The following is a 26,994-nucleotide window of genomic DNA, read 5'->3' as shown; positions in this document are numbered from 1 at the left end:
AATAGATAGGCAATTGATAATGAATATACTTGCCTAAAAGCTAATCGCTAACAGCTAATTGCTAAAAGCTAAGAACCTCATTATCCCCAAAATTCTCGTACGAACTTGTAATTACTTGTTCGCCTACTTGTAAGCCTTCTAAGACCTCAAAAAATTCTGGATTTTTACGGCCTAATGTTATCTTGCGTTTCGATGCTTTTTTGCCTGATTTGTCCACAACATAGACCCAATTTCCGCCCGTGTCAGAGAAAAATCCGCCTACTGGAATCAAAACTGCTTTTGTTGCTTTGCCCAATTCTAAACGAATCGGTGATGATTGTCCACGCTTGATGCCTTCGGGAACACCTTTAGCAAAAACCATATCTACTTGGAAACGACCGTTGCGTACTTCGGGATAAATCTTTGTGATTTCTAAGTCGAAATTTTTACCGTTAAACTCAAACGAACCGCCCAAGCCAGCAAAAATTCTCGAAATATAATGCTCGTCAATGTCCACTCGCATCTTGAAACCATTCAAATCATCAATTTGTCCGATGTTTTGCCCTTGATTAATGTTTGAACCAACTTCTACATCAATGCTTGAAAGCAAACCACCAACTGGAGCTTTTACCACCAAGTTTTCGAGGGTTTCACGCCATAATTGCACGTTTTTTTGCGTTCTTTCGAGCGTTCCTTCGAGTTGTTTTATCTGCATTGCAGCATTTTCTTCTTGGTATTTCGATGATTCGAGTGTGATTTCACGTTGTTTTACGAGTTTTTCATAATCACGTTTCGACTTCATAAAATCCGACTCAGCAATCACTTTATCATTATTAAGCTTTTTATTTCTATCGTATAAATCTTTGGCTTGGTCAATCTGAAAATCGAGGTCATTGAGTGTTTGGCGAATCGTAAATTTCTCCACTTTTAAACGTTGACGAGTATTTTGTAGGTCATTTACCAATCGACTCGCTTCAGTTTCTGACTGCAAGAAATTAAGTTTGAGGTTTTGGTTTTCGAGTTTCAAAATTACTTGTCCCTGTTTCACCATATTTCCACCATCGACCACTTTTTCTTTCACATATCCACCCACAATGGCATCGAGTCTGATGGTTTTTAAAGGTAAAACTACGCCTGTAACGACGATGAATTCATCAAAATCGCCTTGAGTTACGGTCGAAACCGTTAGTTTATCTTTTTCAACATTGAGTTTTGAACGTTTATCGGCAAAGGCAAATTGCCACACCAAAAAAACGGCCAATAATGCACCTCCGCCAATCATTGCAATTCGCTGTGTGTTCCAAAACTTTTTCTGTATCTGTCTGTCCATCGTACTAAATGCTATTGTCTTTTCTAATTCATTTTTCTCAAATTTATTCCAAAGCTGTGCCAAAAAGACAATTTGCTGATTATCAATAACTTACAAAAATACTAAGACTTCAATCTGTCCATTTTCGGACATTCTTTGTACGCAGTCGGACGATTTCTGAATATCTTCAAATTGCATCAAAAACTTTTAAATTATACACAAACAACTAATAATCAAACGATTACAAAAAAGCTTTGGAAGAAGAATTTGTAGCGGAATAATTTTTGTCATAGATTCGCTAAAAGAAAAAGCTAAAAGAAAATGTCGAAACTCCTGATAATTGATGATGATGTTGATGTGCTAAGTGCCGCTAAGTTATTCTTGAAACGCCATTTCACGCAAGTGGATATTGAGAAAAACCCCGAACGCATTCCGTTTTTGATTACCAATGGCGGCTACGATGTGGTTTTGCTTGATATGAATTTTACTCGTGATGTAAATACGGGCAAAGAAGGCTTCGAGTGGCTCGACCGCATTTTGGACATTGACCCACGAATTTCGGTGGTGCTTTTTACGGCTTATGGCGATGTAGAAATGGCCGTGCGAGCTATAAAAATGGGAGCAGTTGATTTTGTTTTGAAACCGTGGGAAAACACCAAGCTACTCGAAACCATGCAGTCGGCCTATGAAATGCGATTGCAAAAAACAGGTAAGGGTGAAGAAAAGAAAAAGCCAATCAGCAAAGTAGAAATCATTGGCAGTAGCCCCGCAATGCTCAAAATCTTTGAAACCATTGAGCGAGTAGCAGCCACCGACGCAAATATTTTGATTTTAGGAGAAAATGGAACTGGTAAAGACTTGATAGCGAGGTCATTACACGAAAAATCGAATCGTACTGAAATGGCCTTTGTACATTCAGATTTGGGTGCAATTTCGGAGACTTTGTTTGAAAGTGAGCTTTTCGGACACGTAAAAGGAGCATTTACCGATGCCCGTGAAGACCGAACAGGAAGATTTGAAGAAGCCAACGGCGGTACGATTTTCTTAGACGAAATCGGGAATATTCCGCTACCGTTACAAGCCAAATTATTGAACGTGTTACAAAACCGAAGTGTAACAAAAGTTGGCTCAAACAAGCCCAAAAACATTGATATTCGCTTGATTTGTGCCACCAACGAGCCAATCTACGACCGAGTTGCTCAACGCACATTCCGCCAAGATTTACTTTATAGAATCAATACCATTGAAATAAAACTTCCACCCTTGCGTGAACGCCCCGAAGATATTTTGCCACTGGCCGAGCATTTCTTGAAGATTTACCGCAAAAAATATAATCGACCTGTGAGTAGTATCAGTGCGGCTTTGGGTAAGCAATTGCAGCGTTATAATTGGGCAGGAAATGTGCGTGAACTCCAACACGCAGTTGAGCGTGCAGTGATACTTTCGCAAGGAAATGCCCTACAACCCGAAGATTTTTTCTTCGAAACAAGGCAAGAAACAGCACCTTCATTCGACCAAACTTATCAATTGGAAGAAGTAGAGAAGATGTTGATTATCAAGACATTAAAGAAGTTCAACGGCAACATCACCGATGCCGCCCGAGAAATGGGACTTACTCGACAGGCTCTTTACAGGAGAGTGGAGAAGTATGGGATTTGATGTTTGTAACTTCTTAGTACGACTATTTATTGATGAAAATCAAACTTCAGCCTATCAACAAAAAAGGGCATTTGCTTCAAAACAAATGCCCTTTACTATATATCTCATGCGAGAAATTATCTCGTAATCTCCAAAATTTCTACTTCAACAATACCTGCTGGTGCTTGAATTTCGGCAATTTCACCGAGTTTTTTACCAAATAGACCCTTCCCAAATGGCGAGTTGATTGAAATTTTACCCAATTTCAAATCAGCTTCTTCTTCAGCTACCAATGTATATGACATCATAGCTCCATTTTTTTTGTTTTTGATTTTTACTTTTGATAACAACGAAACCTTCGATGTATCAATCGTTGATTCATCCAAAATACGTGCATTTGCCACAATCTCTTCAAGCTTCGAGATTTCCATTTCCATCAAACCTTGTGCATCTTTGGCAGCATCGTATTCGGCATTTTCCGACAAATCTCCTTTGTCACGAGCTTCCGCAATTTGGGCAGCAATCGCCGAGCGACCTTTAAATTTTAGTTCGTGAAGTTTATTTTTTAGGTTATTAAAACCTTCTTCTGTGTAATATTGAATTTTTGACATAACATTATTAAATTTAAAAACCCCTAATGCTTAGGGGTGAGACAAAAAAAAACGGCGAAAATTTCGACCGTCCCTGAGTAAAATTGACTTTTTATTCCAGAAACTACGTTATTTTCGAGTGAAACAAGACTTTATTTGTTCGTTTTCTTTTCATTTGCTTATTTTGAATAACAAAGGTACAAAGTTTTTTTAAAAATCAAGAGATTTTTAAAGCCACATTATTTATAACGAAAATCTAATGAAAATAGTTTTTATGGGTACGCCCGATTTTGCGGTAGCGAGTTTGAAAGCATTGGTAGAAAGCGGAAAAGAAGTAGTGGCCGTAATTACAGCTCCCGATAAACCTTCGGGACGAGGCTTGGTCATGAACGAGACTCCCGTAAAGAAATATGCCGTTTCGCAAGGCATTCCTGTCTTACAACCTGAGAAACTGAAAAATCCTGAGTTTTTAGAAGAATTACGCAGTTATCAAGCTGATTTACAAATAGTTGTGGCATTCAGAATGTTGCCTGAATTGGTTTGGAATATGCCACGCCTCGGTACTTTCAATTTGCATGGTTCGCTTTTACCACAATATCGTGGAGCTGCTCCAATCAATTGGGCGGTAATCAACGGAGAAACCGAAACAGGAGTGACAACATTTTTCTTACAGCACGAAATTGATACTGGAAATGTGATTTTTACCGAAAAAACGCCAATTCTTTCCGAAGATAATGCGGGAAGGATTCATGATAAATTGATGGAAATCGGAGCGGGTTTAGTCGTAAAAACCGTAGAAGCAATTGAGGCTGGAGACTATCCGCAAATTCCGCAAGATATGAGTGCTGAACTAAAATCTGCACCTAAAATTTTTAAAGAAACTTGCCAAATTGATTGGAATTCATCGGCCGAAAGAATCCATAATTTCGTACGTGGACTTTCACCCTACCCTGCCGCTTGGACTACGCTAAATGACAAAACTTGCAAAATCTACAAAACTGAAATTGGAGAAACTGCCAATGATTCGGCAGAAATAGGGAGTTTCAAAACCGATGGAAAAACTTACCTTGATTTTAAAAGTGCTGATAAATGGATAAAAATCAAAGAACTCCAACTCGAAGGCAAAAAACGCATGGGAGTTGAGGAGTTTTTGAGAGGTTTTAGAGCGTAATTTATAATTAGATACTGGTTATTAGAGAATTAGTTATAAGTTTATTTTATGGATAAACCTTATAATTTTTATAGTTAATTCTTACATCCCAACGTTTTCTTACCGAACTTTGCAATCAGAAATTACGTAAATCATGTAGGACAAGTTTGAAACTTGTCAAATAACAATAATTGTAAAATTAGAACGAAACATGCTTATCAGTCGCCCACGTAGAAATAGAAAAAGTGCCGCCATCAGAGATTTGGTACAAGAGACCACCCTTTCAGTCAATGATTTTATCTTTCCGATGTTTGTGATGGAAGGTTCGGGTATCAAAAGCGAGATAAAATCAATGCCCAATATTTATCGCTTTTCGATTGATACTTTGTTAGAGGAAATCAAAGAGGTTTCTGATTTAGGAATCAAATCAATCTGCCTTTTTCCTAATTATCCTGAAGCAAAAAAAGATAAATACGCCACCGAAAGCCATAATTCAGAAACGCTTTATTTAAAAGCATTGAGTGAAATCAAAGACAAATTCCCGCACATTGCTCTCATGACCGACGTAGCAATGGACCCATACAGCAGCGATGGCCACGATGGACTTGTTGAAAATGGAGAAATTTTGAACGACGAAACACTCGACATTTTGGGCAAAATGGCTCTCGCACAAGCCCGTGCAGGAGCAGATATCATCGGGCCGTCGGACATGATGGATGGACGCATTGGTTATATCAGAGAAATACTTGATGATGAAGGCTTTACGAATGTAAGTATTATGTCGTATTCGGTAAAATATGCGAGTGCATTCTACGGTCCATTCCGTGATGCACTTGATTCTGCTCCAAAATTTGGCGATAAGAAAACCTATCAGATGAATCCAGCTAATGTGCGTGAAGCCCTTATCGAAGGTCAGCTTGATGTAGCCGAAGGTGCAGATTTCTTGATGGTAAAACCTGCGTTTTCGTACCTTGACGTTATCAAAACAATGGCCGATAACTTTGATTTGCCGATTGCTGCCTATAATGTTTCGGGCGAATATGCGATGATAAAAGCCGCTGCTCAAAATGGTTGGCTCGACGGCGACAAAGCCATGCTCGAAATGCTATTGAGCATCAAACGTGCAGGTGCAAAAATCATCTTGAGCTACTTTGCGAAAGAGTTTGCCATTCTGAAAAACCACTAAAAATTAGCTGTTTCGACAATATTTTGTTAAGTTTGAATATAAAATGATTTGAAATATGGTCTTATCAAACGAAATACAATCAGTTCCAAAAACCTTAGCAGAATTTCTACTTTGGGAACCAAATGATGGTTTCAAATACGAATGGAATGATGGTGAGTTAATAAAATTTGAAGGTATGAACAAGAAACAGGTTTATATTTATGATGTTTTAGCGAAGCTTTTTAGTAGAAAAGGACTATTTGAATCAGGTTCGTTAGTTGCAGAATATGATACTATGCTTTCGGGTATCCAAATGAGAAGACCTGACATTGCCTATTTGACAAATGAACAAATTCAATTAACAAAGAAAAATCAAGATGTAATTCCCAAGTTCGTCATTGAAATCATATCGGAAACTGACCAGTTTTATAAAATCGAAGATAAAATCACTGAGTACTTCAAAGCAGGCGTGAAGGTTATTTGGAATATCGTCCCCGAACATAAATTGGTTTACATTTACACTTCTCGCAAAACTGTAAGGATTTGTAGTGATAATGATATTTGTTCTGCCGAACCAGTTCTACCTGATTTTGCGATTGCAGTAAATGATATTTTTACCGAAGAATAAACTTCTATTAATTTTCAAACAGATTACATTATTAGCTCAAAATTTTTGGTAAAAACTGAAGATTTTGAGCTAAATTTTATACCAAAACTCCTCCATGTCACAAACCATACTAATACTAAACGCCCTTGTAGTAAACGAAGGAAAAATTACGCCCGCTGATGTTTTCATCAAAGATGGCTTTATTGAGCAAATAGGCAATAATCTTTCTCACCTCAAAACCAAAAAGGTGATTGATGCCACTGGCAAATATCTTTTACCAGGTGTGATAGACGACCAAGTACATTTTCGTGAGCCTGGCCTAACGCACAAGGCAACCATCGCTACCGAGGCCCGTGCGGCCGTAGCGGGTGGAACTACAAGTTTCATGGAAATGCCAAACACAGTGCCAAATGCCCTCACGCAAGCACTTTTGGAAGATAAATACCAGATAGCGGCTCAATCATCTATAGCCAATTACTCATTTTTTATGGGAGCATCGAATGATAATTATGATGAAGCCATGAAAACTGACATCAAGAATGTTTGTGGTTTGAAAATTTTCATGGGAAGTTCAACTGGAAATATGTTGGTTGATGATAAGAGTGTTCTGACACAAATATTCTCAAATTTCCCTTCATTAATTGCTACGCACTGCGAAGATGAAGCCACTGTAAAAGCCAATTTGGCAAAATATAAAGAGCAATATGGCGAAAACTTACCGCATGACATTCATGCGATAATCCGCAACGAAGAAGCATGTTATAAATCGTCGGCAATGGCGGTAGAATTAGCCAAAAAACACGGTACAAGATTGCATATTCTACATATCTCTACGGCTGATGAGATTTCTCTTTTCAGTAATGTTTTATACACGAAAGAAAAGCCTAAAAATATAACTTCTGAAGTTTGTGTGCATCATCTTTGGTTCGATGCTGATGACTATAAAACGTTAGGAAATCAAATCAAATGTAACCCAGCCATCAAACACGGACACCGTGAAAAATTGCTTCAAGCATTGCTCGACGACCATTTTGATGTAGTTGCAACCGACCACGCACCGCATACTTGGGAAGAAAAACAGCAATCATATTGGCAAGCTCCTTCGGGACTTCCATTAGTGCAACATTCTCTCAATGTAATGCTGGAGTTTCATAAACAAGGAAAAATTTCGCTCGAAAAGATTGCTCAGAAAATGGCTCACTCGGTAGCTGACTGTTTTGAAATCGACCGCCGAGGATATATCCGTGAAGGCTATTGGGCAGATTTAGTTTTGGTTGATTTGAGTGAAAAAACTCTTGTCACAAAAGATAGTCTTTACGCTAAATGTGGCTGGTCGCCATTTGAAGGAACTGAGTTTGGTTCAAAAATCACGCACACGATTGTATCTGGTAACGTAGCTTTTGCCAATGGCAAATTTGATGAAATTAATAAAGGTCAACGATTAGCATTTAACCGATAATTCATTCTTATTTTCTACATAAAAGAATCCCTCTGCAATGTTTTGTAGAGGGATTTTTATTTAAAACAACTCACGAAATAATTAAAATTTTAATAAAATTAGTACTATTTATTTTCGATTATTTTACTAATTTTAAGCATGAACAGACGGAATTTCATCGCAACAACCCTAACTGGTACTATTTTAGCAAAAACTGATTTTCTTTTTGCCAAACCTCTTGCCAGCCCTTCGATCAGTGTTTTTTCAAAGACACTTCACTGGATTGAAGACTACCAAACTTTGGCCAATACCATTGCAGAAATGGGCTTCGATGGCATCGACCTAACGGTGCGTCCTGACGGTCATGTGCTACCCGAAAAAGTCGAAGCTGATTTACCAAAATTTGTTCAAGCCTCTAAAAAAGCCAACATTAAAATTCCGATGATGACCACCAGTATCTTGCAAGCTGATGCCTTATCGGAGCGTGTACTAAAAACCGCCAGTGGCTTAGGAGTTGAACACTATCGCATGGGCTGGTATCACCTTGATATGCAAAAAGACATCATGCAACAAGTCGAGACTTTTGGTCAGCAAATGAAGGGATTAGATGTTTTGAACAAGAAATTTAAAATTTCGGGCGAATACCAAAATCATGGCGGACAAAACCTTGGGGCAGCCGTTTGGGATTTATTTCCTATTTTCAAAAGTATCAATTCACCACTCATAGGCTGCCAGTACGACGTCAATCATGCTACTGCCGAAAGTGGTGCAAACTGGGAAACTGGTTTTAGGTTGATTGCTCCGTACATCAAATCTTTAGCAATCAAAGACTTCAAATATATTTTGCAAGATGGCAAGCTCAAAAAAGTTGGTTGTCCGTTAGGAGAAGGTATCGTTGATTGGAAAAAATTCTTGGCATTAGTGAAGCAATACAACATTAACGTACCGATAACCATGCACTTTGAATACGATTTAGGCGGAGCCGAAAACGGCCTAAGAACAATCAAAATGGACAAAAAAGAGATTCTTTCTGCCATGAAAAGAGATTTAGCATTGCTAAAAACTTGGCTGCCGTAACACAATTTTCTAAATTGTGTAATTCTACAAAACATTAAATTATTAAAATGATTAAAATTGATTACAACCTTCAACCCACAGATTTAAGCTCAAAACTAAAAAGATTTTGGGAGCTTTCTGGACAAAAAATCCAATCAATTGAGCAAAATTACGATGTTTCAAAGGGTTCGCCAGTTTTTACACGAAAAGGCGAATACACAACTCGTGGTTGGACAGAATGGACACAAGGCTTTCAGTACGGCTCAGCAATTTTGCAATTCGATGCCACTGGCGAACAAGATTTTCTTGAAATTGGACGAAAAAATACGCTCAACGTAATGGCTCCGCACGTGAGCCACATAGGCGTACACGACCACGGCTTTAATAACGTAAGCACCTACGGCAACTTACTACGCTTGATGCGTGAAGGAAAAATACCTTTCAACGAATGGGAGAAAAACTTTTACGAATTGGCTCTTAAAATTTCGGGAGCAATACAAGCAAGCCGCTGGACTTCAATTAAAAATGGCGGCTACATTCACTCTTTCAATGGAGCTCATTCACTCTTTGTTGATACCATTCGCTCGTGCCGTGCTTTGGTGGTGAGCCATCGTTTAGGCCATGTTTTTCAAGGAGAAGGTGACGTAAAAATCAATATGCTTGACCGTGCATTACAGCACATCAAAGCCACAGCCGACTATTCGGTTTTTTATGGCGAAGGACGAGATTCGTATGATATTTGGGGTAGAACCGCACACGAAAGTGTATTTAATATAAAGGATGGAAATTTCCGTTGCCCAAACTCACAACAAGGCTACACGGGTTTCTCAACTTGGACTCGTGGACTGGCTTGGGCGATGTGTGGTTTTCCCGAAGAATTGGAGTTTCTCGAAACTCTCGAAGATACCGAACTCGAAGCCTTTGGTGGCCGAGCAAGCATCGAAAAATACATGCTGAAAGCTGCCCAAGCAACTTGCGATTTTTATATCGAACACACACCAATCGACGGCATTCCTTACTGGGATACTGGAGCTCCAAACTTACATAAATTAGGCGATTATCTCAGCAAAAAAGCTAATCCTTACAATGATTTTGAACCTGTTGATGCTTCGGCGGCGGCTATTGGTTCGCAAGGTTTACTGCGTCTGGGCAGATATTTAATGAGAAAAGGCGATACCGAAACTGGCCGAAAATACTGGCAAGCGGGGCTAACAGTGCTTAATTCACTTTTAGAAGAGCCTTATTTGAGTACAAATGAAAATCATCAAGGTTTGTTGCTACACTCCATTTATCACCAGCCAAACGGTTGGGATTATGTACCCGAAGGCAGCAAAATTGCTAATGGCGAGTCAAGCATGTGGGGCGATTATCATTTCAGAGAAGTAGCTCTTTATGTGCAGAAACTCATCAATCAAGAGCCTTATTATGCTTTTTATAATTGTTTAGAAAAATGATATACATAACCACGGAGTTTCACAAAGTTCATCACTGAGTAGCACAGATTAAAAACTTCGTGAAACTCTGTGTCAAAACTCAGTGAACTCCGTGGTTAAAATAAAAATAGAAGATGGCAGAAAAATTTAAACCAAAATATACTCGAGTAGCCCAACTCAAAACCGCTCAAGATTTAAGAAATTATCTTTCGACAAGCAATGTAACACTTGATTTTGATGATGAATTAATCACAGGCGAAGCATCACCATTCAAAAAAAATATTACCCTAAAATCGGGAAAAAAAATTGGCAATGCTCTCTCAATTTTACCAATGGAAGGCTGGGACGGCACAGCTGATGGCCGACCAAGTGAATTTACCAAACGCCGTTGGGAAAACTTTGCCATCAGCGGAGCAAAACTCTTGTGGGGTTGTGAGGCAGTAGCTGTTACACATGAAGGTCGAGCAAATCCTCGTCAATTGGTGATGAATGAAGCTAACTTTTCGGAGTACGAGAATCTTTACAAACTTGTCATTGATAAGCACACCGAAAAATTTGGCTCGGCCGATGATTTATTGGTTGGACTACAACTCACTCATTCGGGGCGTTTCTGCAAGCCAAACGATAATACCAAGTTTGAATCTAAAATTTTATACAATCACCCAAAACTCGACAAGAAATTTCATCTAAGCGAAAATCATCCTTTGATGACTGACGATGAAATTGATGCTTTAGTGGAAGACTTCGTAAAAGCGGCAGTTTTGGCTCAAAAGGCAGGTTTTCACTTTGTGGATATTAAACATTGTCATGGTTATTTAGGACACGAATTTTTAAGTGCTTACGACCGTGAAGGAAAATACGGTGGAAGTTTCGAGAATCGTACTCGTTTTTTAAGAAATATTGTTGAAGGTATCAAAAAAGCGGCCCCAGGTTTAGAAATGGGAATCCGCCTAAGTGCCATTGATTTTGTACCGTTTAAGAAAAGTGCAACAGGTGAAGGTGTACCCGATTTAACGCCTAATCAAGCTTATAAATACGCTTTCGGCTGCGATGATTCTGGAATAAACATTGATTTAGAAGAACCAAAAGCATTTTTGGAATTGGCTCAGAGTTTGGGTATTCAATTAATATGCATTACGGTTTCAAGTCCTTATTACAATCCTCACGTTACTCGCCCTGCACTCTTTCCGCCGTCAGATGGTTATCAGCCACCCGAAGAACCACTGGAAGGTGTAGCTCGGATGATTGATGTGGCCGAAGGATTGAAAAAAGCATTTCCAGAAATGGTAATTGTGGGTTCGGGCTATTCTTACTTGCAAGAATGGCTTCCAAATGTTGCCCATAATGTACTGAGAAATGGCAAAGCGGACTTTGTCGGCTTTGGCCGTATGGTGCTTTCGTACCCAACCATGCCCGATGATATGCTAAACGACCGCCCAACGCAACGCAAATTGCTGTGTCGTACTTTCTCTGATTGCACAACTGCTCCACGCAATGGTTTATATTCAGGTTGTTTTCCTCTCGACCCAATTTATAAAAACCATCCGCACGCCGAACTACTCAAAACCATCAAAGACGGAATATGAAAAGAGTAGCGTTCGTAACAGGCGGAAGTCGTGGAATAGGCTTAGGAATTGCCCAACATTTAGCTCAAAATGGTTTCAACTTAGCTATCAATGGTGTTAGAGACGAGCAATCGGTTGAAGAAGTTTTAGAGTTTTTACGGATTCTCGGAGCAGAAGTAATTTATTGTCAAGGCGATATTGCTTCAAAAGAAGCACGTATCCAAATGCTTGATAAAATCAAAGTTCATTTCGGCAGATTAGATGTTTTGGTCAATAATGCGGGCGTTGCTCCTAAAGAACGTAATGACATTTTAGCCGCCACCGAAGAAAGTTTCGATTATGTAATTTCGACTAACTTAAAAGGTACTTACTTTTTAACCCAAGCTGCCGCCAATTGGATGATTGAGCAAAAAAATAATGACTCAGACTTTACAGCATCAATCATAACTGTATCCTCTATTTCGGCCACAGTTGCATCGGTCAATCGAGGAGAATATTGCGTATCGAAAGCAGGTTTGGGCATGATGACTCAACTTTTTGCGGCAAGGCTCGGCGAGTTTAATATTCCAGTTTACGAAGTAAGGCCCGGTGTAATAAAAACCGATATGACCGAAGGCGTAACGGCCAAATATGATAAACTCATTGCCGAAGGCCTCACGGTTCAAAACCGTTGGGGATTTCCCGAAGATATTGGCAAAGCCGTGGCGGCCATCGCCAAAGGAGATTTCTCCTACTCCACTGGTCAAGTTTTTATGATTGATGGTGGTTTGACGATAAGTAGATTATAGAATCTGCTTCAGTTGACATCAACCAAACCGTTATAGTTAGAAAATTGATAATCAAACATAATTCACTTTTTAGCTTATTGTATATCTGTCTCGTAGAGACTAAATATCGGTAGAAAATAAAGAACCAAATACAAAAGTGTGCCGTAGGTACGCAACAGTTACGTACCTACGGCACGTTAAAATTGTTTCTCTCTTCTTTCTACCAATATAAAGTGCCTAATGGCACATTTTGTAAAATTAATTGCAATTTTCTCAAGAATATTAGCAGCAATTACATCATGAAAAAAAACATTTTTCTCTTCATCTTAATACAAATATCTTTAGTTTCTTATGCAAGGAAGAAGGAAAAAGTAGCTGTTTTTTCTAAACCATTAGACTCACTTTCTATTGCCAAAGGTCAAATATTATTTACTCAAAATTGTACCAGTTGTCATCAAATTAAAACAGATGGTATTGGACCAAAATTATCGGGTATTACAAGTATTACTTCGCCAGCGTGGGTCAAGAAATTTGTCAAAAACTCTCAAGATGTAATTGCAGCGGGAGATGAACGAGGCACATTGTTATTTCTGAAATACAAAAAGGCAATTATGCCATCATACAGCCATTTGCCAGAAGCCGAACTTGATGCCATTATAGATTATTTGGCCACAACAAAACCCATCAAAAATAATCTCAAGAAAGATTATGGCGAAGGTATTAAAAATCCAATTCCAGAGCCAATAGAAGTTTCAAATCTCGTTGTTGATGTAAAGCAATTTTCGCAATTCCCTATATCAAGTGAAGGTGGAAAATATCCGTTCACCCGTATAACAAAATTGGCTCCTCAGCCAATTACTGGACAAATTTTTGTAAATGATTTGAGAGGCAAATTATATAAAATGGAAGGTAACAATCCTGTAGTTTACATGGATTTTGCCCAATTAATGCCCAATTTTATTCATCAGCCAGGTTTGGCTTCGGGCTTGGGAAGCTTCGCTTTTCATCCAGATTTTTTGAATAATGGTTTACTTTATACCACTCACAGTGAGAAAACAAGTTCAGCAAAAGCCGATTTTGCTTATTCTGATTCGATAAAAGTTGCTTTACAATGGGTGCTTACCGAATGGAAAATTGAAAATCCTGCGTTGGGAGTCTTCTCTGGAAAACCTCGTGAAATGATGCGAGTAAATGTTGTTTCGGTAATTCACGGTGTGCAGGAAATTGTCTTTAATCCAATAGCTAAAAAAGGCGATACCGATTATGGACTTCTATACATCGGAATTGGCGATGGTGGAGCGGCCGAAAACGGTTACTCTTTCTTGACAAACAAAGAAGAGCGAATTTGGGGTAAAATTTTACGCATAGACCCAGCGGGCAGAAATAGTAAAAATGGCAAATATGGTATTCCTGCCACAAATCCCTACGTAAAATCAACCAATAAAAAGGCTTTGAAAGAAATATTTGCCAGTGGTTTCCGAAACCCACACCGAATTATGTGGACGAGCAAAGGCGATATGCTGACTGTAAATATTGGCCATGCGAATATCGAATCTTTATACAAAATCGAGGCAGGGAGAAACTACGGTTGGCCGACTCGAGAAGGAAAATTTGTGATTCATACTGATGGAGATATGAACCAAGTTTATCCACTACCAGCTAATGATAAAACCTATAATATAACTTATCCAGTAGCCACTTTCGACCACGATGAAGCGAAAGCCATTACAGGTGGCTACGAATATACTGGCAATTTAGTACCAGGATTAAAAGGAAAATATTTATTCGGTGATATTCCAACAGGAAGATTGTTTTATTTAGATGTAGCCAACCTCAAACAAGGACAAACAGCAAAAATAAAAGAGTGGAAACTCACGCTCAATGGTAAGTCTGAAACGCTCAGAAATTTATGTGGTAATGATAGAATTGACTTGCATTTTGGCATTGATGCTCAAGGCGAAATGTATATCATGACCAAAGCTGATGGAAAAGTTTATCAGATTATTGGAGCAAAAGAGTAGCACAAGTTTCTAACTTGTGCGGCAGCAAATTGGATTTTCGGGAGTTCTATGTTTTCTAAATTTCATACGAACAAGTTAGAAACTTGTTCTACAATATCTCTATTCAACCTCAAACGATTCAGCAAATAATGAAAAAATTTACTCGCCGAGATATGCTTAAGGCAACCGTTCCGAGTTCGCTCGCTATGATGGCCATTCCTACCATCATTCCCTCTACTGCATTCGGTGCTAATGACCGAATGCGAGTGGCCGTTATTGGCATTAATGGCCGTGGCAAAGACCACATTTCAGGTTTTATGAAACAAGATAATGTCGATGTTGCCACCCTCTGCGATGTCGATAATGTTGTATTGAAAGCTGGAGCAAAAGCTTTTGAAGAAAAATATAGCAAAAAAGTAAATATCGAAGCAGATTTACGCAAGGTATATGAAGATAAAAGCATAGATGCCGTGAGCATTGCCACACCCAATCATTGGCACGCTTTGGCGGCCATTTGGGCGTGTCAAGCAGGGAAAGATGTGTATGTAGAAAAACCCGCCTGCCACAATATTTTTGAAGGCAGAAAATTAGTTGAAGCTGCCACAAAATACAACCGAATCGTGCAGCACGGTGTACAGTTACGTAGTTCGGTGGCGATGCAAGAAGCCATCAAACATTTGCGAGATGGACTCATCGGAAAAGTGTATATGGCTCGTGGAACAGTCTATAAATGGCGACCAGATATTGGCGATTTAGGAAAATCTCCCGTTCCCGAAGGCCTCAACTGGGATTTGTGGCAAGGCCCTGCCCAAGCGAGAGAATTCAGCAAGAACTATGTGCATTACAATTGGCACTGGTTTTGGGAATATGGTAATGGCGATGTTGGTAATCAAGGTGTTCACGAAACAGACCTCTGCATGTGGGGTTTGGATGTAGGTTTACCAGAAACCATTACTTCAGCAGGTGGAAAATACCTTTGGAACGACTGCAAAGAAACACCCGAAGTGCTAAGTACAACCTACAACTACCCAAAACAAGGAAAAGTGATTCAGATGGAAGTGCGTCCGTGGATGACCAACAAAGAAGATGGCGTTGAAGTAGGCAATATTTTCTACGGAGATAAAGGCTATATGGTTATCAATGGCTATAACGATTATAAAACCTTTCTCGGAAAAGAGCGTACTCCAGGTCCTGCTCGGAATGCAGGTGGCGACCACTACAAAAACTTTGTTGAGGCCGTGCGAGCAAAAGATAAATCGCTACTTAACGGACCAATAGAAACAGGACATTTAGCAGCAAGTATCGCTCATTTAGGTAATATTTCTTATCGTTTGGGAAGAACACTGCACTTCGACCCAAGCAAAGAAACTTTCATCGGAGATAAAGAAGCCAACGCCATGCTTACTCGTAAGTATCGAGCACCTTATGTTGTGCCAGATAAGGTTTAATTTGTCGTAAAATTCCATAAAAAAGCCCTAAAACATTTAGTTTGTAGGGCTTTTTAGTAACAGACAAGTTAGAAACTTGTCCTACTTTATATCGTATAATTCTTCACTGTATCTATAAAACATTTTACTTTCTCAGGGTCGGTATCAGGATAAACACCGTGACCAAGATTCGCAATATATTTTTGTCCACCGAAGTTTTTAATCATCTTTTTGGTGTGTTTTTCAATTTCTTTGAAAGAACTATACAAAACACACGGGTCGAGATTTCCTTGTAAAGTTTTGTGAGGAATCATTCGACGAGACTCCGTAATGTCCATGTTCCAGTCAAGACCCACCACATCACAATTCAGTTTCGACATTTCTTTTCTTGCAAAAAATGCTCCTTTAGCAAATACCGTTACTGGCACTTCGCTAATAGCATCGCAGATTTGAGCAATGTAAGGCAACGAAAACTTACGGTATTGGTCGGGTGAAAGGATTCCTGCCCAAGAATCAAAAATCTGCACTAAATCTGCTCCATGTTTGGCTTGAGCTTTCAAATAAGCGATTGTAGTATCCGTAATTTTTTGAAGCAACGCATGAGCTAATTCTGGCTCAGAATACAACATTTTCTTGGCAATTGAGAAGGTTTTTGAGCCTTTTCCTTCAACCATATAGCAGAAAATAGTAAATGGAGCTCCCGCAAAACCTAATAATGGTACACGCCCATTTAGTTCTTTCTTTACAATATCAATCGCTTTCAATACATAAGCCAACTCGTTTTCGGGGTTACTTATACGTAAAGCATCAATATCTTTTTTACTTTGAATAACTTTCGGAAAAATTGGACCTTTAGATTCTACCATTTCATAAGGTAAACCCATCGCTTCTGGCACAACCAAAATATCTGAAAATATGATTGCAGCATCAGTTCCCAAAATATCTACTGGCTGAATTGTTACTTCGGCAGCCATCTCAGGAGTTGTGGCCAATTTTATAAAACTTCCTGCTTTTTCTCTTACAGCACGGTACTCAGGTAGGATACGTCCAGCTTGACGCATCATCCAGACAGGTACTCGCTCCACACGCTCGCCCTTGGCGGCACGTAATATTAAATCATTTTGTAATTTCATTCTACAAAGATACAATTCAGCCTATTTTATTGCTATAATTAGTTACGGAATTTTGCAGAAAACGGTTTTAGCACGATTAAAAAGATTTGTAAGATAAGCGGAGATTAACGAAACAAAATGCCACAAAAAAAGGCTACTTACGTGAAGTAGCCTCAAGCGGTATGTGTTTTGTTGTTTTGGGTAATCGGGAATTACTTTTTAGTAACTCTTACAGCAATACGTCGGTTTTGGGCTTTACCTTCTTCGGTATCATTTGATGCTACTGGAAACTGTGAACCATAACCTTCGGGGTCTAAACGCTTGGCATCAATGCCCATCGCCACGAGAGCCTTTACAACGCTCGTAGCACGGTCAGCCGAAAGTTTTTGGTTTACCGCTTCTTTGCCTACATTATCGGTATATCCACCAATTTTTAGGTCAATCGGATATGCTTTCAAAATTTCAGCAATGTTGCGTACTTCTTGCATAGATGTCGAGTCAATCACAGCACTTCCTGTCTCGAATCTTAAGTCACGGAAATTAAACCAAGTGGTTTTATCAACTGGTTTAGATTTATCTTCAATAAAACTAATCAATTCATTTTCAATACTTTCTTCTCCAAAATTCAATTCTATACCTGTCGAAAGCGTTTTCTTCAATGAACCAATTACTTCTGTTGCTGCACTATCAATATTAGCTACTGCTTCTGTTGTCGTATCTTCTACAACTACTGTATCCACATTCCTACAACTTTTCCAATAATATATAGCACCTAACAATAAACCTGCTAATAGCAACAACGGAAGCCATGATTTTGGTTTTTTGTCATTAGTTTGTTGTTTAAAGTTATTAACCACTGTTGACTTCGGGTTTCCTGAAAAATCACCTAAATCTTCGATATTCAATATGCTACCAATTCCAGTAGGTAAAGCTGCTTTTACTGCATTTTTTTGGCTCATTAATAAACTTGCTAAGCCAGATGTACTTAAACCTTGTGTTATTACTTTTTTACCTAAAACATTCATCAAAATCGGAGCAACTAAACCTAAAAGAGATGAAGCCGAACCTGTTTTAATACTCGATGTATTTGAAATGAAACTACTCAATGCACCGAGTTTATCGCCAAAAATGCTTCCTAAAAAACCGCTTCCTAAAGAGGCAAGAGTTGATGTACTTTTTATGTCGTCTAATAATCCACCGAGATTATTAAGCACACCACCATCATATCCGCCTGTACGGATAGTACTCAGCAAATCCGATACTCCTTGAGTAGTAGAGGCATTTTGCATAACACCACCCAGAATAGCTGGCAAAGCACTCTCAATAGCAGAATACGTATTTTCTGTTGATTCACCAAGAAAGCTACTAATCTTTGATACGATTGAAGAAGTAAACTGTTCTTTAACTAAACCTAATAAATCCATTTTGTATGTGATTATCTAAAATTTCGTGGTAATATCATTCAGACTGCTTTATGAGAAAAAGTAACAAAGTGTAGAAGAAATTATTTTTCTTAGCAAAAAAGCCCCAGTAATGGGGCTTTTTTGCTAAGAAAAATATGTGGTAAAGTCAATTAAAAACTTTTTATCACATCGGAAACAATCTCAACACAATCCCACATCTGAGGTTCGGTCATAACCAATGGCGGAGCAAGGCGAATTTTATTGCCATGCGTTGGTTTTGCTAATAGTCCATTGTCTTTAAATTTCATACAAATATCCCAAGCCAAGTCAGAGTCTTCGTGCGAATCCACCACGATTGCGTTCAACAATCCACGTCCACGTACTTGTGTTACGATATTTGTTTCATTTACCAATTTATTCATTTCTGCACGGAAAATTTTGCCCAAATAATCGGCATTTTCAGCCAGTTTTTCATCTTTCACAACCTCCAATGCTTCCATCGCAACTGCACAAGCGAGTGGATTTCCACCATAAGTTGAGCCATGTTCACCAGGTTTGATAGTCAACATAATTTCATCATCAGCTAAAACTGCCGATACTGGCAATACTCCACCCGAAAGGGCCTTTCCGAGAATAACGATATCAGGTCGAACATCTACATGATTGATAGCCAGCAATTTACCAGTTCTGGCTATGCCTGTCTGAATCTCATCGGCAATAAATAATACATTACTGGCCTTGCACAAACGGTAGGCTTCTCTTAAATATTCATCATCTGGAACAACTACCCCAGCCTCGCCCTGAATCGGCTCGAAAATAAAACCAGCTACGTAAGGGTCATTAATGAGTGCTTCTTCGAGAGCTTCAATATTATTATACGGAACTGTCTCAAAACCTGTCATGTATGGTCCAAACTCCTTGCGTGCCGTTGGGTCGGTTGATGCCGAAACTACTGAAAGTGTACGACCATGAAAATTTCCTCCCGCAAAAATTATTTTAGCTTTATTTTCTGGAATTCCTTTTACTTGATAACCCCATTTACGGCATAATTTCAAAGCAGTTTCTACTGCCTCAACGCCCGTATTCATCGGCAAAACTCTATCATAACCAAAATAATTGGTGATATATTCTTCATAACGCCCCAACATTGAGCTATAAAAAGCTCTTGAAGTAAGCGTCAATTTCTGCGATTGCTCAATGAGTGCATTGATGATACGAGGATGGCAATGCCCTTGGTTAACGGCCGAATAAGCCGAAAGAAAATCATAGTATCTTTTACCTTCGACATCCCAAACATAAACGCCTTCTCCACGGTCAAGAACGGCCGAAATTGGGTGGTAATTATGTGCTCCGTAGCGTTCTTCGAGTTCGATTAGTTGTTCGCTGAGTGAAATATCTGTAAGCATAATTGTTGATGATTAATGACCAATGATAAAGCTATATTTTTATCATTGATAAATTTACATTTAAAATATGACTCAAATATGTTAAAATGACTTGATATTTTTCACAAACAAGTTATATTTACTTTAAAATTAACTAATAAAGTATTTTTTATTTAAAAACTATCAAAATAAAAATAATTTAACTTATGATAAATGAAAATAATTTAGATGAATTTGACAAAAAAATCTTGATTCAGCTCGAAAAAGATGGAAGAAAACCCTACTCTGAAATAGCTAAAAACCTTAATATCTCGAATACGATGGTGCATCAACGGGTTACACGCATGAAGAAAATCGGGATTCTAAAAGGTGCAGGAATTATTTTGGATGAACGTAAATTGGGCTACGAATGGAGTGCATTTACGGGTTTGGTACTGAAAGAAGATTCTGATTCAAAAACAATTATCGAAGAGCTACGCAAAATCCCAGAAGTAACAGAGTGCTATTATATTACGGGACAATATACGCTCTACATAAGAATTGTAGCAAAATCGAACGAACACATGAGAAGTGTGTTATATGATAAAATAGACCATATTTCGGGAATCCTGAAAACCGAGTCAATGATTGATTTTGGTGCAGCCTTTAAGCGAAATGTGAGTGTGGAGCTTTAGGTGATAGAAATTAGGGTTTAGGAGTTAGGTTTAAACTAACTTTCTCTAAACATTTTATGTAAAGCCAAACTCTTACTACCTAATCCCTAAAACCTATTCCCTAAAATCTAAAAACCAAATAATATTCGTTTTAGTCTATCAAAATAGTGGGTTGTAATATTAAAAACCAAATATTATTTTTGTATATTAATGTATCAATCATTAAACATTACGCATTAAACATTATTCATTACAAGTCTTACCAATGCCTAAAATTTATTTAGATAATGCCGCCACCACTCGCCTTGATGATGAAGTTTTGCAGGCAATGTTACCTCTGATGACCGAAAACTTCGGTAATCCTTCATCCATTCATTCGCACGGGCGACAAGTTCGTTCGGCTATCGAAAAGGCACGTAAAACCGTAGCAAGCTTAATCAATGCCTCTCCTTCCGAAATCTTCTTTACTTCGGGCGGCACTGAAGCTGATAATACAGCTATTACGTGTAGCATTGATACTTACGGACTCAAACACGCCATCACTTCGCCAACCGAACATCATGCAGTGTTGCACACGCTTGAATATTTGGCCAAACAAGGTGTGATCAAGCTTAGTTTTGTAAATCTCGACGAAAAAGGACACGTTGATTTAGTACATTTAGAAGAACTTTTAAGTACAAAACCACGTAGTTTGGTTTCGTTAATGCACGGAAATAATGAAATCGGAAATTTGATTGATTTGGAAAAAGTAGGTGAAATCTGCAAAAAATACGATGCCATCTTCCATTCGGATACCGTACAAACAATGGGTCATTATAAGCATGATGTACAAAATACAAAGATAGATTTTCTGGTTGGTGCTGCCCATAAATTTCACGGGCCAAAAGGTGTTGGATTTCTGTATATCAATGCCGATAGTAAAATTCATCCGTTTATTCATGGTGGTTCGCAGGAGCGTAATATGCGTGGTGGCACCGAAAACGTTTATGGCATTGTAGGTTTGGCAAAAGCCCTTGAAATAGCCTACAAAGAAATGGAGCAACACAAAGCACACATCGAAGGTTTAAAAAGTAGAATGATTGAAAAACTGAAAGCCGCCATTCCTGACGTAAGATTCAACGGCGATTCAGATAATTTGGAGCGTAGCCTTTACACGGTTCTGAATGTAAGCCTCCCACCAAGCGAAGACAACGATATGTTACTTTTTAACCTTGATATTGCCCAAATTTCGTGTTCAGGAGGTAGTGCTTGCACCAGTGGCTCAGATGTTGGTTCACACGTGTTGGGGGCTTTAAATGTGCAGCCAGAGCGTGGAAATGTTCGCTTTTCTTTCGGAAAATATAATACTGCTGAAGAAATTGATAAAGTAGTTGAAGTGGTGGCTGGGCTATACGGGTCGCAAGTTTAATTATCTTCACAATATTTTTCAGACCTTCGGTGCAGACCAAAAGAAAAGTCCCGCTTCTTTCGAGGCGGGACTTTTTTATGTTCAATCTATTAATCTTTATCAGATTAGTTGAAGATATAACGCAATGTCAACTGAGCATTCCAAACATCACCAGTACCACTTCTATATTGATAAGTGTCTTTCAATAAAGATGTTGTAGAAGTTGTTGTTCCGTCAGTATTCAATGTTCTTGTAGTCTGAGTATTCAAACGGTACTGAGGCACACCAGCAGCGGTAACACTTACAAAAGCCAATGGTGAGGTATTACTTACAAACTGACCTACACCCCATTTGCTATTCAATAAGTTAGCAAAGTTTTGAATATCAGCACGTACCTGGATTGTATTACGCTTTCCTTTCACGTTTACGAAAAACTCTTGGATAAACGATAAATCGTATTGATTCAACCATGGTAAAATTGCACCATTACGCTCTGCATATTGTCCACGTCTTGTGCTTAAATATGGGTCTTGGTCGATAAACTTATCAAAAGCCTCTGCTTGTTGAGCTGGTGTATAAACAGTTCCAGCAACAGTAGTATTTACGAAAGTTATATCGCTTGCTTTAGCAGGAACAAACAATAAGTCGTTACCAGCTACACCATCTCCATTCATATCACCAGCGATAGTATATGAATAACGTGAAGTTCCGCTACCACCAACATAACCAATTGAAACTTGTGAAGAACCACCAAATTGACCACCATACTCTAAACGGTAGCTAATCGCTCCAACTACACGATGAGGTAAGTCAAAATCACTGTAAGCAAGACCTAATCTATTGTTACCATTCACACTTCTTGCACCAGTCCATGAACCAGAAGCAATCGAACCAGCAGCCATCAAATCACGTGTTTTGCTATATGTATAAGCAATCATTCCGTAGAAACCTTTTGTCCAAGGTTTTTCTAATTTGAAAGTCAACGAAACGTTTTCACCCGTGCTTTTGCTTGTAAGTACCGCTGCACGAGAAACATTATCATTGATACGAAGAGCATTTGTCAAGTTAGAACCAGTAAGACCAGAACCAGGGAAGCGGTCACGAGTATCTGGACCCGTAAATTTACTCGTTGCTGTTTCTAAGTTCGCATCAAAATACAAAGCAGAGTTCAAAAACTTATTATATAAGAAATCTACCGAACCAACTAAACCTAAAGGCAATTTTTGGTCAACTGCAATGTTTGTTTTCCATACTTGAGGGAATTTATAGCTTCCATCAGTTGCCGCAATATCAAATGTAGATGGCAATGTTGGAGTAGCTGGAGCATAAACCGAAGCATCTTGCACGAATGGATACGCTTTTGTATTACGTTGCTCAATAAATCCTGTTAGGATACCATTATTACCAATTTGATTAGAGATAAATACATAAGGCGGACGACCAGTGAAGATACCAGTACCACCACGAACCTGTGTAGTACGCTTCCCTGTTACATCCCAGTTAAATCCAAGACGTGGTTCCCACAAAATCTTTGTACCTGGCATAGAACCAGTATTAATTTTGTAAGCAGCACCTTCAGCATCTTTATATGATTGTGCTGAAATAGTTTTATTTTCTAAGGCAGTATTACCCAAAGCAATTACACTCGCTCTTAAACCATAAGATACTTTTAAGTTGCGGCTCGCTTGATAATCATCTTGGGCATAGAAATCAAACTTATTAACTTTCAATACTTGTAATGGTTCAGCACCACCTTCTAAAGCAGAATAACGGTATTGAAACAAGTTTACAGTAACATCTTTGTTTCCGTTTGCTGAAGCATAGAAATCAGCCAATGAGTTAAATACCCAAACACCATTGGAAGCTGGGTAAAATAAATTATTCGACTTATATTTCTCGTAGTTAGCACCTAAAGTAATTGTGTGCTTGTTTTTGAACAATGTATAGTTATCCGTGATGTGAAAAGTACCATAGTTCAATTTGTTACTTGGCGTAAATGGGTCGAAACCAGCCGCAATATAAGTTGCGTTGTTGTTCAAGATATCAATCGTTGGGAAAAATGCACCAGCATAAGCACGGTCTTCATTTTGTTTATCATAACCAATAATAAAGTTATTAGCTGCTTTTCCTTTAAATGTAGAGTTTAATTCAGCTACAATCGAACGGGTATTATCTTGAATCAAATATCCTGAATTCTTGAATGATAAAGAGTTTGCCGTGATACGGTTACCAAAACCTGCCGAGCTACTATTACTAATATTTACATAATCTTGTGAATTATGGAAAGTATAACGTACAGTTGCTTTATGGTTATCGTTAATATTATAATCTAAACGAGCCAAAAACTTATCAGATGTAGTTTCATCATCATAAGCTTCATAAGCTCCTGTTTCGTAACCATATTTAGTTTTCAAAAATGCACTTAAAGCATCAATATCAGCTTTTTCAACACGTGTTGGATTACCACCAGCAGTTGAACCTTTAGCTGTAAATGCGTGAGCTGGTTGCGTTCTTCTTTGGAATTCACCGTTTACAAATAAGAACAATTTGTTTTTGATGATTGGAGCCCCTAAACGGAAACCTGTAATCTTTTCATCAAAAGTACCTACCGTAACTGGTAAACCTCTTGCTTCTGTACCAACGAAACTCTTTCCGTTGTTACGGAAACTGTGGTAAACCGAACCCTGAACTTCGTTTGTTCCTGAACGAGTAACAGCATTCAAACCAGCACCAACAAATCCAGACTGACGAACATCAAAAGGAGCAATGTTTACTTGAACCTCTTCGATAGCATCCAAAGAGATTGCAGTCGAGTTCGTACGTCCACCCGCTTGGGCTTCTGTACCTAAACCAAAACCATTATTGAATACCGAACCATCAATTGTGAAGTTGTTCAAACGGCTATCTTGACCACCAAATGAACGTCCATTTCCTTGTGGATTGTATTTCGTAAAGTCGTTGATTGAACGGCTACCAATTGTTGGTAATGATTGTAACGCTTGTTTACCGATTGTAGTAGAAGCACCAGTACGGTCAGAACTGAACACATCACTACGGTTTGAAACAACTTTAATTTCATCAAGGAATGTACCTGCTTCATCTAATTTTACATCAACGTTAGCAGCAGTACCTAAACTTGTAATCACGCCTTCTTTTACGGCTTCTTTAAAACCAATAAACGTGAATGTAATTTTGTAAGGACCTCCGATACGTACCGCAGGAAGTGTATAACGACCAGAAGCGTTTGAAACTGTACCATATTTAGTACCCGACGGTACGTGAACTGCAATAACTGTTGCACCTGGTAAACCTTCGCCTTTAGCGTCTGCAACTAAACCGCTAATTGAAGAGGTTGTTACCTGTGCAAAGCTTTGAAAAGCAAAAAGCATTACTGCAAGAAAGCTAAAAGCCTTCTGCGTAAAAGTAAATTTTCGCATCATGTTTTTTTTGGAGTTAGAAATGTTTGAAGTAAAAATCATTTAGTGGTTTTTAATTTCCGAGACAAAGGTCTTAAAATTTTTCTCTAAAAAAAACAAGCACCTACCCTTTTTATTTTGATAAGTGCTTGAAATACAAGTTTTTATAGGATTTTTAATGAAAAATATTGGTAAAATTCAATTTCGTTTTATTAAGAAATTGTTATGCATGCCTAATATTTTTAAGAACCCATAATATTATGACCCATTTTATCTCGTTTGGTTTCCAAATATCCAATATTATGAGGGTTGGCTTCTATCTCAATAGGAATCGAATCAATGATTTCTAAACCGTAGCCGATCAAACCAGCTCTCTTCTTAGGATTATTTGAAATCAATTTCATTTTTTTTATTCCTAAGTTTCTCAAAATTTGAGCTCCAACGCCATAATCTCGCTCATCCATTTTGAAACCCAATTCGAGATTTGCTTCTACAGTATCACGCCCCATCTCTTGCAATTTATAGGCTTTCAATTTATTCAACAAGCCAATTCCACGCCCTTCTTGATTCATATAAAGTATTACACCCTTGCCCTCTTTCTCGACCATTTCCATAGCAGCATGAAGTTGTGGTCCACAATCACAGCGGCATGAACCAAAAATATCGCCCGTTACGCATGACGAGTGTACACGCACCATTACGGGTTCATTTTCCTCCCAAGTACCTTTAATGAGTGCTAAATGAAGTTGGTCATTGTCCAATTGGCGGAAAGCAACCATATCGAAGTTCCCCCATTCGGTTGGCATATTTACGCCAATTTCACGCTTTATCAAAGATTCTTTTTCGAGACGATACTCAATTAAATCTTTGATACTCACTAATTTAAGGTTGAATTTTTTTGCAATTTCAAACAATTGCGGCAAGCGTGCCATTGTGCCGTCTTCGTTCAGAATCTCAATCAAAACACCAGCAGGTTGAAGTCCAGCCAAGACAGCTAAATCAATGGCAGCTTCGGTATGCCCCGAACGACGAATGACTCCACCTTCGGCAGCACGCAACGGAAAAATATGCCCTGGACGGCCTAAATCTTCGGGTTTTGTGGTAGGGTTTACGAGTGCTTGAATGGTTTTGGCACGGTCGCTGGCTGAAATTCCTGTGGTGCAGCCATTGCCAAGTAAATCGACCGATACAGTAAAAGCAGTTTCGTGTTGAGCTGTATTTTTGCCCACCATCATATCAAGTTCTAATTCTTCACAACGTTTACGGGTGAGGGGTGTACACATCAAGCCTCGGCCTTCTTTCACCATAAAATTGACCATTTCAGGCGTAGTTTTTTCAGCGGCACATATAAAATCACCTTCATTCTCACGGTCTTCGTCATCAACCACGATGATTATTTCTCCATTACGAATCGCTTCGATTGCGTCTTCTATGCGGTCTAATTTCATTTTAATTTTATCTTGTGTTTTATAAATTTTTAACACAAAAACTTATAAAAACGTTTAAAAACAGTC

Annotated in this window: 20 protein-coding genes; 13 read left to right on the top strand and 7 right to left on the bottom strand. The window is 38.6% G+C overall.

All coding sequences use genetic code 11. The features are described from left to right. Positions 1-61: 61 nt before the first annotated feature. Entirely contained in the window at positions 62-1,309 is a 1,248-nt protein-coding gene (locus tag ABR854_RS07000) for an efflux RND transporter periplasmic adaptor subunit (protein WP_350264672.1), read from the bottom strand. A 300-nt stretch (positions 1,310-1,609) separates the two neighbouring features. Between ABR854_RS07000 and ABR854_RS06995 the strand changes: the two genes are divergently transcribed. Continuing rightward, positions 1,610-2,947, top strand: coding sequence for a sigma-54-dependent transcriptional regulator (locus tag ABR854_RS06995; RefSeq protein WP_350264671.1), 1,338 nt, complete (start codon positions 1,610-1,612; stop codon positions 2,945-2,947). Positions 2,948-3,063: 116 nt separating this feature from the next. Here ABR854_RS06995 and greA read toward each other — a convergent pair whose 3' ends face one another. After that, positions 3,064-3,537 carry a transcription elongation factor GreA gene (gene greA / locus ABR854_RS06990; protein ID WP_350264670.1) on the bottom strand — a complete coding sequence of 158 codons (474 nt, stop codon included), beginning with the start codon at positions 3,535-3,537 and terminating at the stop codon, positions 3,064-3,066. A gap of 238 nt (positions 3,538-3,775) precedes the next feature. Here greA and fmt point away from each other — a divergent pair, with 238 nt between their 5' ends. The 10 genes from fmt to ABR854_RS06940 all read left to right on the top strand — a co-directional run bounded on the left by fmt (position 3,776) and on the right by ABR854_RS06940 (position 16,145). Continuing rightward, a complete protein-coding gene (gene fmt, locus ABR854_RS06985) occupies positions 3,776-4,687 on the top strand; it encodes a methionyl-tRNA formyltransferase (protein WP_350264669.1) in 912 nt (303 codons plus the stop codon). A 190-nt stretch (positions 4,688-4,877) separates the two neighbouring features. Then, positions 4,878-5,852: a porphobilinogen synthase gene (hemB, locus tag ABR854_RS06980; protein WP_350264668.1), complete on the top strand. Its 975-nt coding sequence runs from the start codon at positions 4,878-4,880 to the stop codon at positions 5,850-5,852. A 55-nt stretch (positions 5,853-5,907) separates the two neighbouring features. Beyond that, on the top strand, positions 5,908-6,459 hold the full coding sequence (locus ABR854_RS06975; RefSeq protein ID WP_350264667.1) for a Uma2 family endonuclease: 552 nt from the start codon (positions 5,908-5,910) through the stop codon (positions 6,457-6,459). A 94-nt stretch (positions 6,460-6,553) separates the two neighbouring features. Continuing rightward, a complete protein-coding gene (locus ABR854_RS06970; protein WP_350264666.1) occupies positions 6,554-7,897 on the top strand; it encodes a dihydroorotase in 1,344 nt (447 codons plus the stop codon). Positions 7,898-8,035: 138 nt separating this feature from the next. After that, the gene (locus ABR854_RS06965) at positions 8,036-8,953 is read left to right on the top strand and encodes a sugar phosphate isomerase/epimerase family protein (protein WP_350264665.1); all 918 of its coding nucleotides are present in this window, start codon (positions 8,036-8,038) and stop codon (positions 8,951-8,953) included. Between the two features lie 47 nt (positions 8,954-9,000). Next, complete coding sequence (locus ABR854_RS06960; protein WP_350264664.1) at positions 9,001-10,386, top strand: glycosyl hydrolase; 1,386 nt, start codon at positions 9,001-9,003, stop codon at positions 10,384-10,386. 113 nt (positions 10,387-10,499) lie between these two features. Continuing rightward, a complete protein-coding gene (locus tag ABR854_RS06955; protein ID WP_350264663.1) occupies positions 10,500-11,951 on the top strand; it encodes an oxidoreductase in 1,452 nt (483 codons plus the stop codon). Further along, complete coding sequence (locus ABR854_RS06950; RefSeq protein WP_350264662.1) at positions 11,948-12,718, top strand: 3-ketoacyl-ACP reductase; 771 nt, start codon at positions 11,948-11,950, stop codon at positions 12,716-12,718. The genes ABR854_RS06955 and ABR854_RS06950 overlap by 4 nt, the downstream gene beginning before the upstream one ends. 278 nt (positions 12,719-12,996) lie before the next feature. Beyond that, positions 12,997-14,718 carry a PQQ-dependent sugar dehydrogenase gene (locus ABR854_RS06945; RefSeq protein WP_350264661.1) on the top strand — a complete coding sequence of 574 codons (1,722 nt, stop codon included), beginning with the start codon at positions 12,997-12,999 and terminating at the stop codon, positions 14,716-14,718. A 128-nt stretch (positions 14,719-14,846) separates the two neighbouring features. Beyond that, positions 14,847-16,145, top strand: a complete 1,299-nt coding sequence (locus tag ABR854_RS06940) for a Gfo/Idh/MocA family protein (RefSeq protein WP_350264660.1) — start codon at positions 14,847-14,849, stop codon at positions 16,143-16,145. Between the two features lie 86 nt (positions 16,146-16,231). On the opposite strand, the gene hemE is transcribed toward ABR854_RS06940, so the two are convergent. The 3 genes from hemE to rocD all read right to left on the bottom strand — a co-directional run bounded on the left by hemE (position 16,232) and on the right by rocD (position 20,045). Continuing rightward, on the bottom strand, positions 16,232-17,257 hold the full coding sequence (hemE, locus tag ABR854_RS06935) for a uroporphyrinogen decarboxylase (protein ID WP_350264659.1): 1,026 nt from the start codon (positions 17,255-17,257) through the stop codon (positions 16,232-16,234). 191 nt (positions 17,258-17,448) lie between these two features. Continuing rightward, the gene (locus tag ABR854_RS06930) at positions 17,449-18,660 is read right to left on the bottom strand and encodes a DUF937 domain-containing protein (RefSeq protein ID WP_350264658.1); all 1,212 of its coding nucleotides are present in this window, start codon (positions 18,658-18,660) and stop codon (positions 17,449-17,451) included. Positions 18,661-18,809: 149 nt separating this feature from the next. Next, positions 18,810-20,045 (bottom strand): ornithine--oxo-acid transaminase, encoded by a 1,236-nt coding sequence (gene rocD, locus ABR854_RS06925; RefSeq protein ID WP_350264657.1) that lies wholly within the window; start codon positions 20,043-20,045, stop codon positions 18,810-18,812. A gap of 185 nt (positions 20,046-20,230) precedes the next feature. Here rocD and ABR854_RS06920 point away from each other — a divergent pair, with 185 nt between their 5' ends. After that, complete coding sequence (locus ABR854_RS06920; protein WP_350264656.1) at positions 20,231-20,698, top strand: Lrp/AsnC family transcriptional regulator; 468 nt, start codon at positions 20,231-20,233, stop codon at positions 20,696-20,698. A gap of 244 nt (positions 20,699-20,942) precedes the next feature. Further along, a complete protein-coding gene (locus ABR854_RS06915) occupies positions 20,943-22,085 on the top strand; it encodes a cysteine desulfurase family protein (protein WP_350264655.1) in 1,143 nt (380 codons plus the stop codon). Between the two features lie 104 nt (positions 22,086-22,189). Here ABR854_RS06915 and ABR854_RS06910 read toward each other — a convergent pair whose 3' ends face one another. Then, a complete protein-coding gene (locus tag ABR854_RS06910; protein ID WP_350264654.1) occupies positions 22,190-25,504 on the bottom strand; it encodes a TonB-dependent receptor in 3,315 nt (1,104 codons plus the stop codon). 218 nt (positions 25,505-25,722) lie between these two features. Then, positions 25,723-26,928 (bottom strand): bifunctional 3,4-dihydroxy-2-butanone-4-phosphate synthase/GTP cyclohydrolase II, encoded by a 1,206-nt coding sequence (locus ABR854_RS06905; protein ID WP_350264653.1) that lies wholly within the window; start codon positions 26,926-26,928, stop codon positions 25,723-25,725. Positions 26,929-26,994: the final 66 nt, after the last annotated feature.

The organism is Emticicia sp. W12TSBA100-4 (assembly GCF_040253585.1).
GTDB lineage: Bacteria > Bacteroidota > Bacteroidia > Cytophagales > Spirosomataceae > Emticicia.
The sequence above is the reverse complement of the archived record's forward strand: the minus strand, read 5'-3'. Positions and strand labels throughout refer to the sequence as shown.

Excerpts from the sequence above, each read along its gene's own strand:
- ABR854_RS07000 (WP_350264672.1), bottom strand. The coding sequence starts at position 1,309 with ATGGACAGACAGATACAGAAAAAGTTTTGGAACACACAGCGAATTGCA.
- ABR854_RS06995 (WP_350264671.1), top strand. The coding sequence starts at position 1,610 with ATGTCGAAACTCCTGATAATTGATGATGATGTTGATGTGCTAAGTGCC.
- greA (WP_350264670.1), bottom strand. The coding sequence starts at position 3,537 with ATGTCAAAAATTCAATATTACACAGAAGAAGGTTTTAATAACCTAAAA.
- fmt (WP_350264669.1), top strand. The coding sequence starts at position 3,776 with ATGAAAATAGTTTTTATGGGTACGCCCGATTTTGCGGTAGCGAGTTTG.
- hemB (WP_350264668.1), top strand. The coding sequence starts at position 4,878 with ATGCTTATCAGTCGCCCACGTAGAAATAGAAAAAGTGCCGCCATCAGA.
- ABR854_RS06975 (WP_350264667.1), top strand. The coding sequence starts at position 5,908 with ATGGTCTTATCAAACGAAATACAATCAGTTCCAAAAACCTTAGCAGAA.
- ABR854_RS06970 (WP_350264666.1), top strand. The coding sequence starts at position 6,554 with ATGTCACAAACCATACTAATACTAAACGCCCTTGTAGTAAACGAAGGA.
- ABR854_RS06965 (WP_350264665.1), top strand. The coding sequence starts at position 8,036 with ATGAACAGACGGAATTTCATCGCAACAACCCTAACTGGTACTATTTTA.
- ABR854_RS06960 (WP_350264664.1), top strand. The coding sequence starts at position 9,001 with ATGATTAAAATTGATTACAACCTTCAACCCACAGATTTAAGCTCAAAA.
- ABR854_RS06955 (WP_350264663.1), top strand. The coding sequence starts at position 10,500 with ATGGCAGAAAAATTTAAACCAAAATATACTCGAGTAGCCCAACTCAAA.
- ABR854_RS06950 (WP_350264662.1), top strand. The coding sequence starts at position 11,948 with ATGAAAAGAGTAGCGTTCGTAACAGGCGGAAGTCGTGGAATAGGCTTA.
- ABR854_RS06945 (WP_350264661.1), top strand. The coding sequence starts at position 12,997 with ATGAAAAAAAACATTTTTCTCTTCATCTTAATACAAATATCTTTAGTT.
- ABR854_RS06940 (WP_350264660.1), top strand. The coding sequence starts at position 14,847 with ATGAAAAAATTTACTCGCCGAGATATGCTTAAGGCAACCGTTCCGAGT.
- hemE (WP_350264659.1), bottom strand. The coding sequence starts at position 17,257 with ATGAAATTACAAAATGATTTAATATTACGTGCCGCCAAGGGCGAGCGT.
- ABR854_RS06930 (WP_350264658.1), bottom strand. The coding sequence starts at position 18,660 with ATGGATTTATTAGGTTTAGTTAAAGAACAGTTTACTTCTTCAATCGTA.
- rocD (WP_350264657.1), bottom strand. The coding sequence starts at position 20,045 with ATGCTTACAGATATTTCACTCAGCGAACAACTAATCGAACTCGAAGAA.
- ABR854_RS06920 (WP_350264656.1), top strand. The coding sequence starts at position 20,231 with ATGATAAATGAAAATAATTTAGATGAATTTGACAAAAAAATCTTGATT.
- ABR854_RS06915 (WP_350264655.1), top strand. The coding sequence starts at position 20,943 with ATGCCTAAAATTTATTTAGATAATGCCGCCACCACTCGCCTTGATGAT.
- ABR854_RS06910 (WP_350264654.1), bottom strand. The coding sequence starts at position 25,504 with ATGATGCGAAAATTTACTTTTACGCAGAAGGCTTTTAGCTTTCTTGCA.
- ABR854_RS06905 (WP_350264653.1), bottom strand. The coding sequence starts at position 26,928 with ATGAAATTAGACCGCATAGAAGACGCAATCGAAGCGATTCGTAATGGA.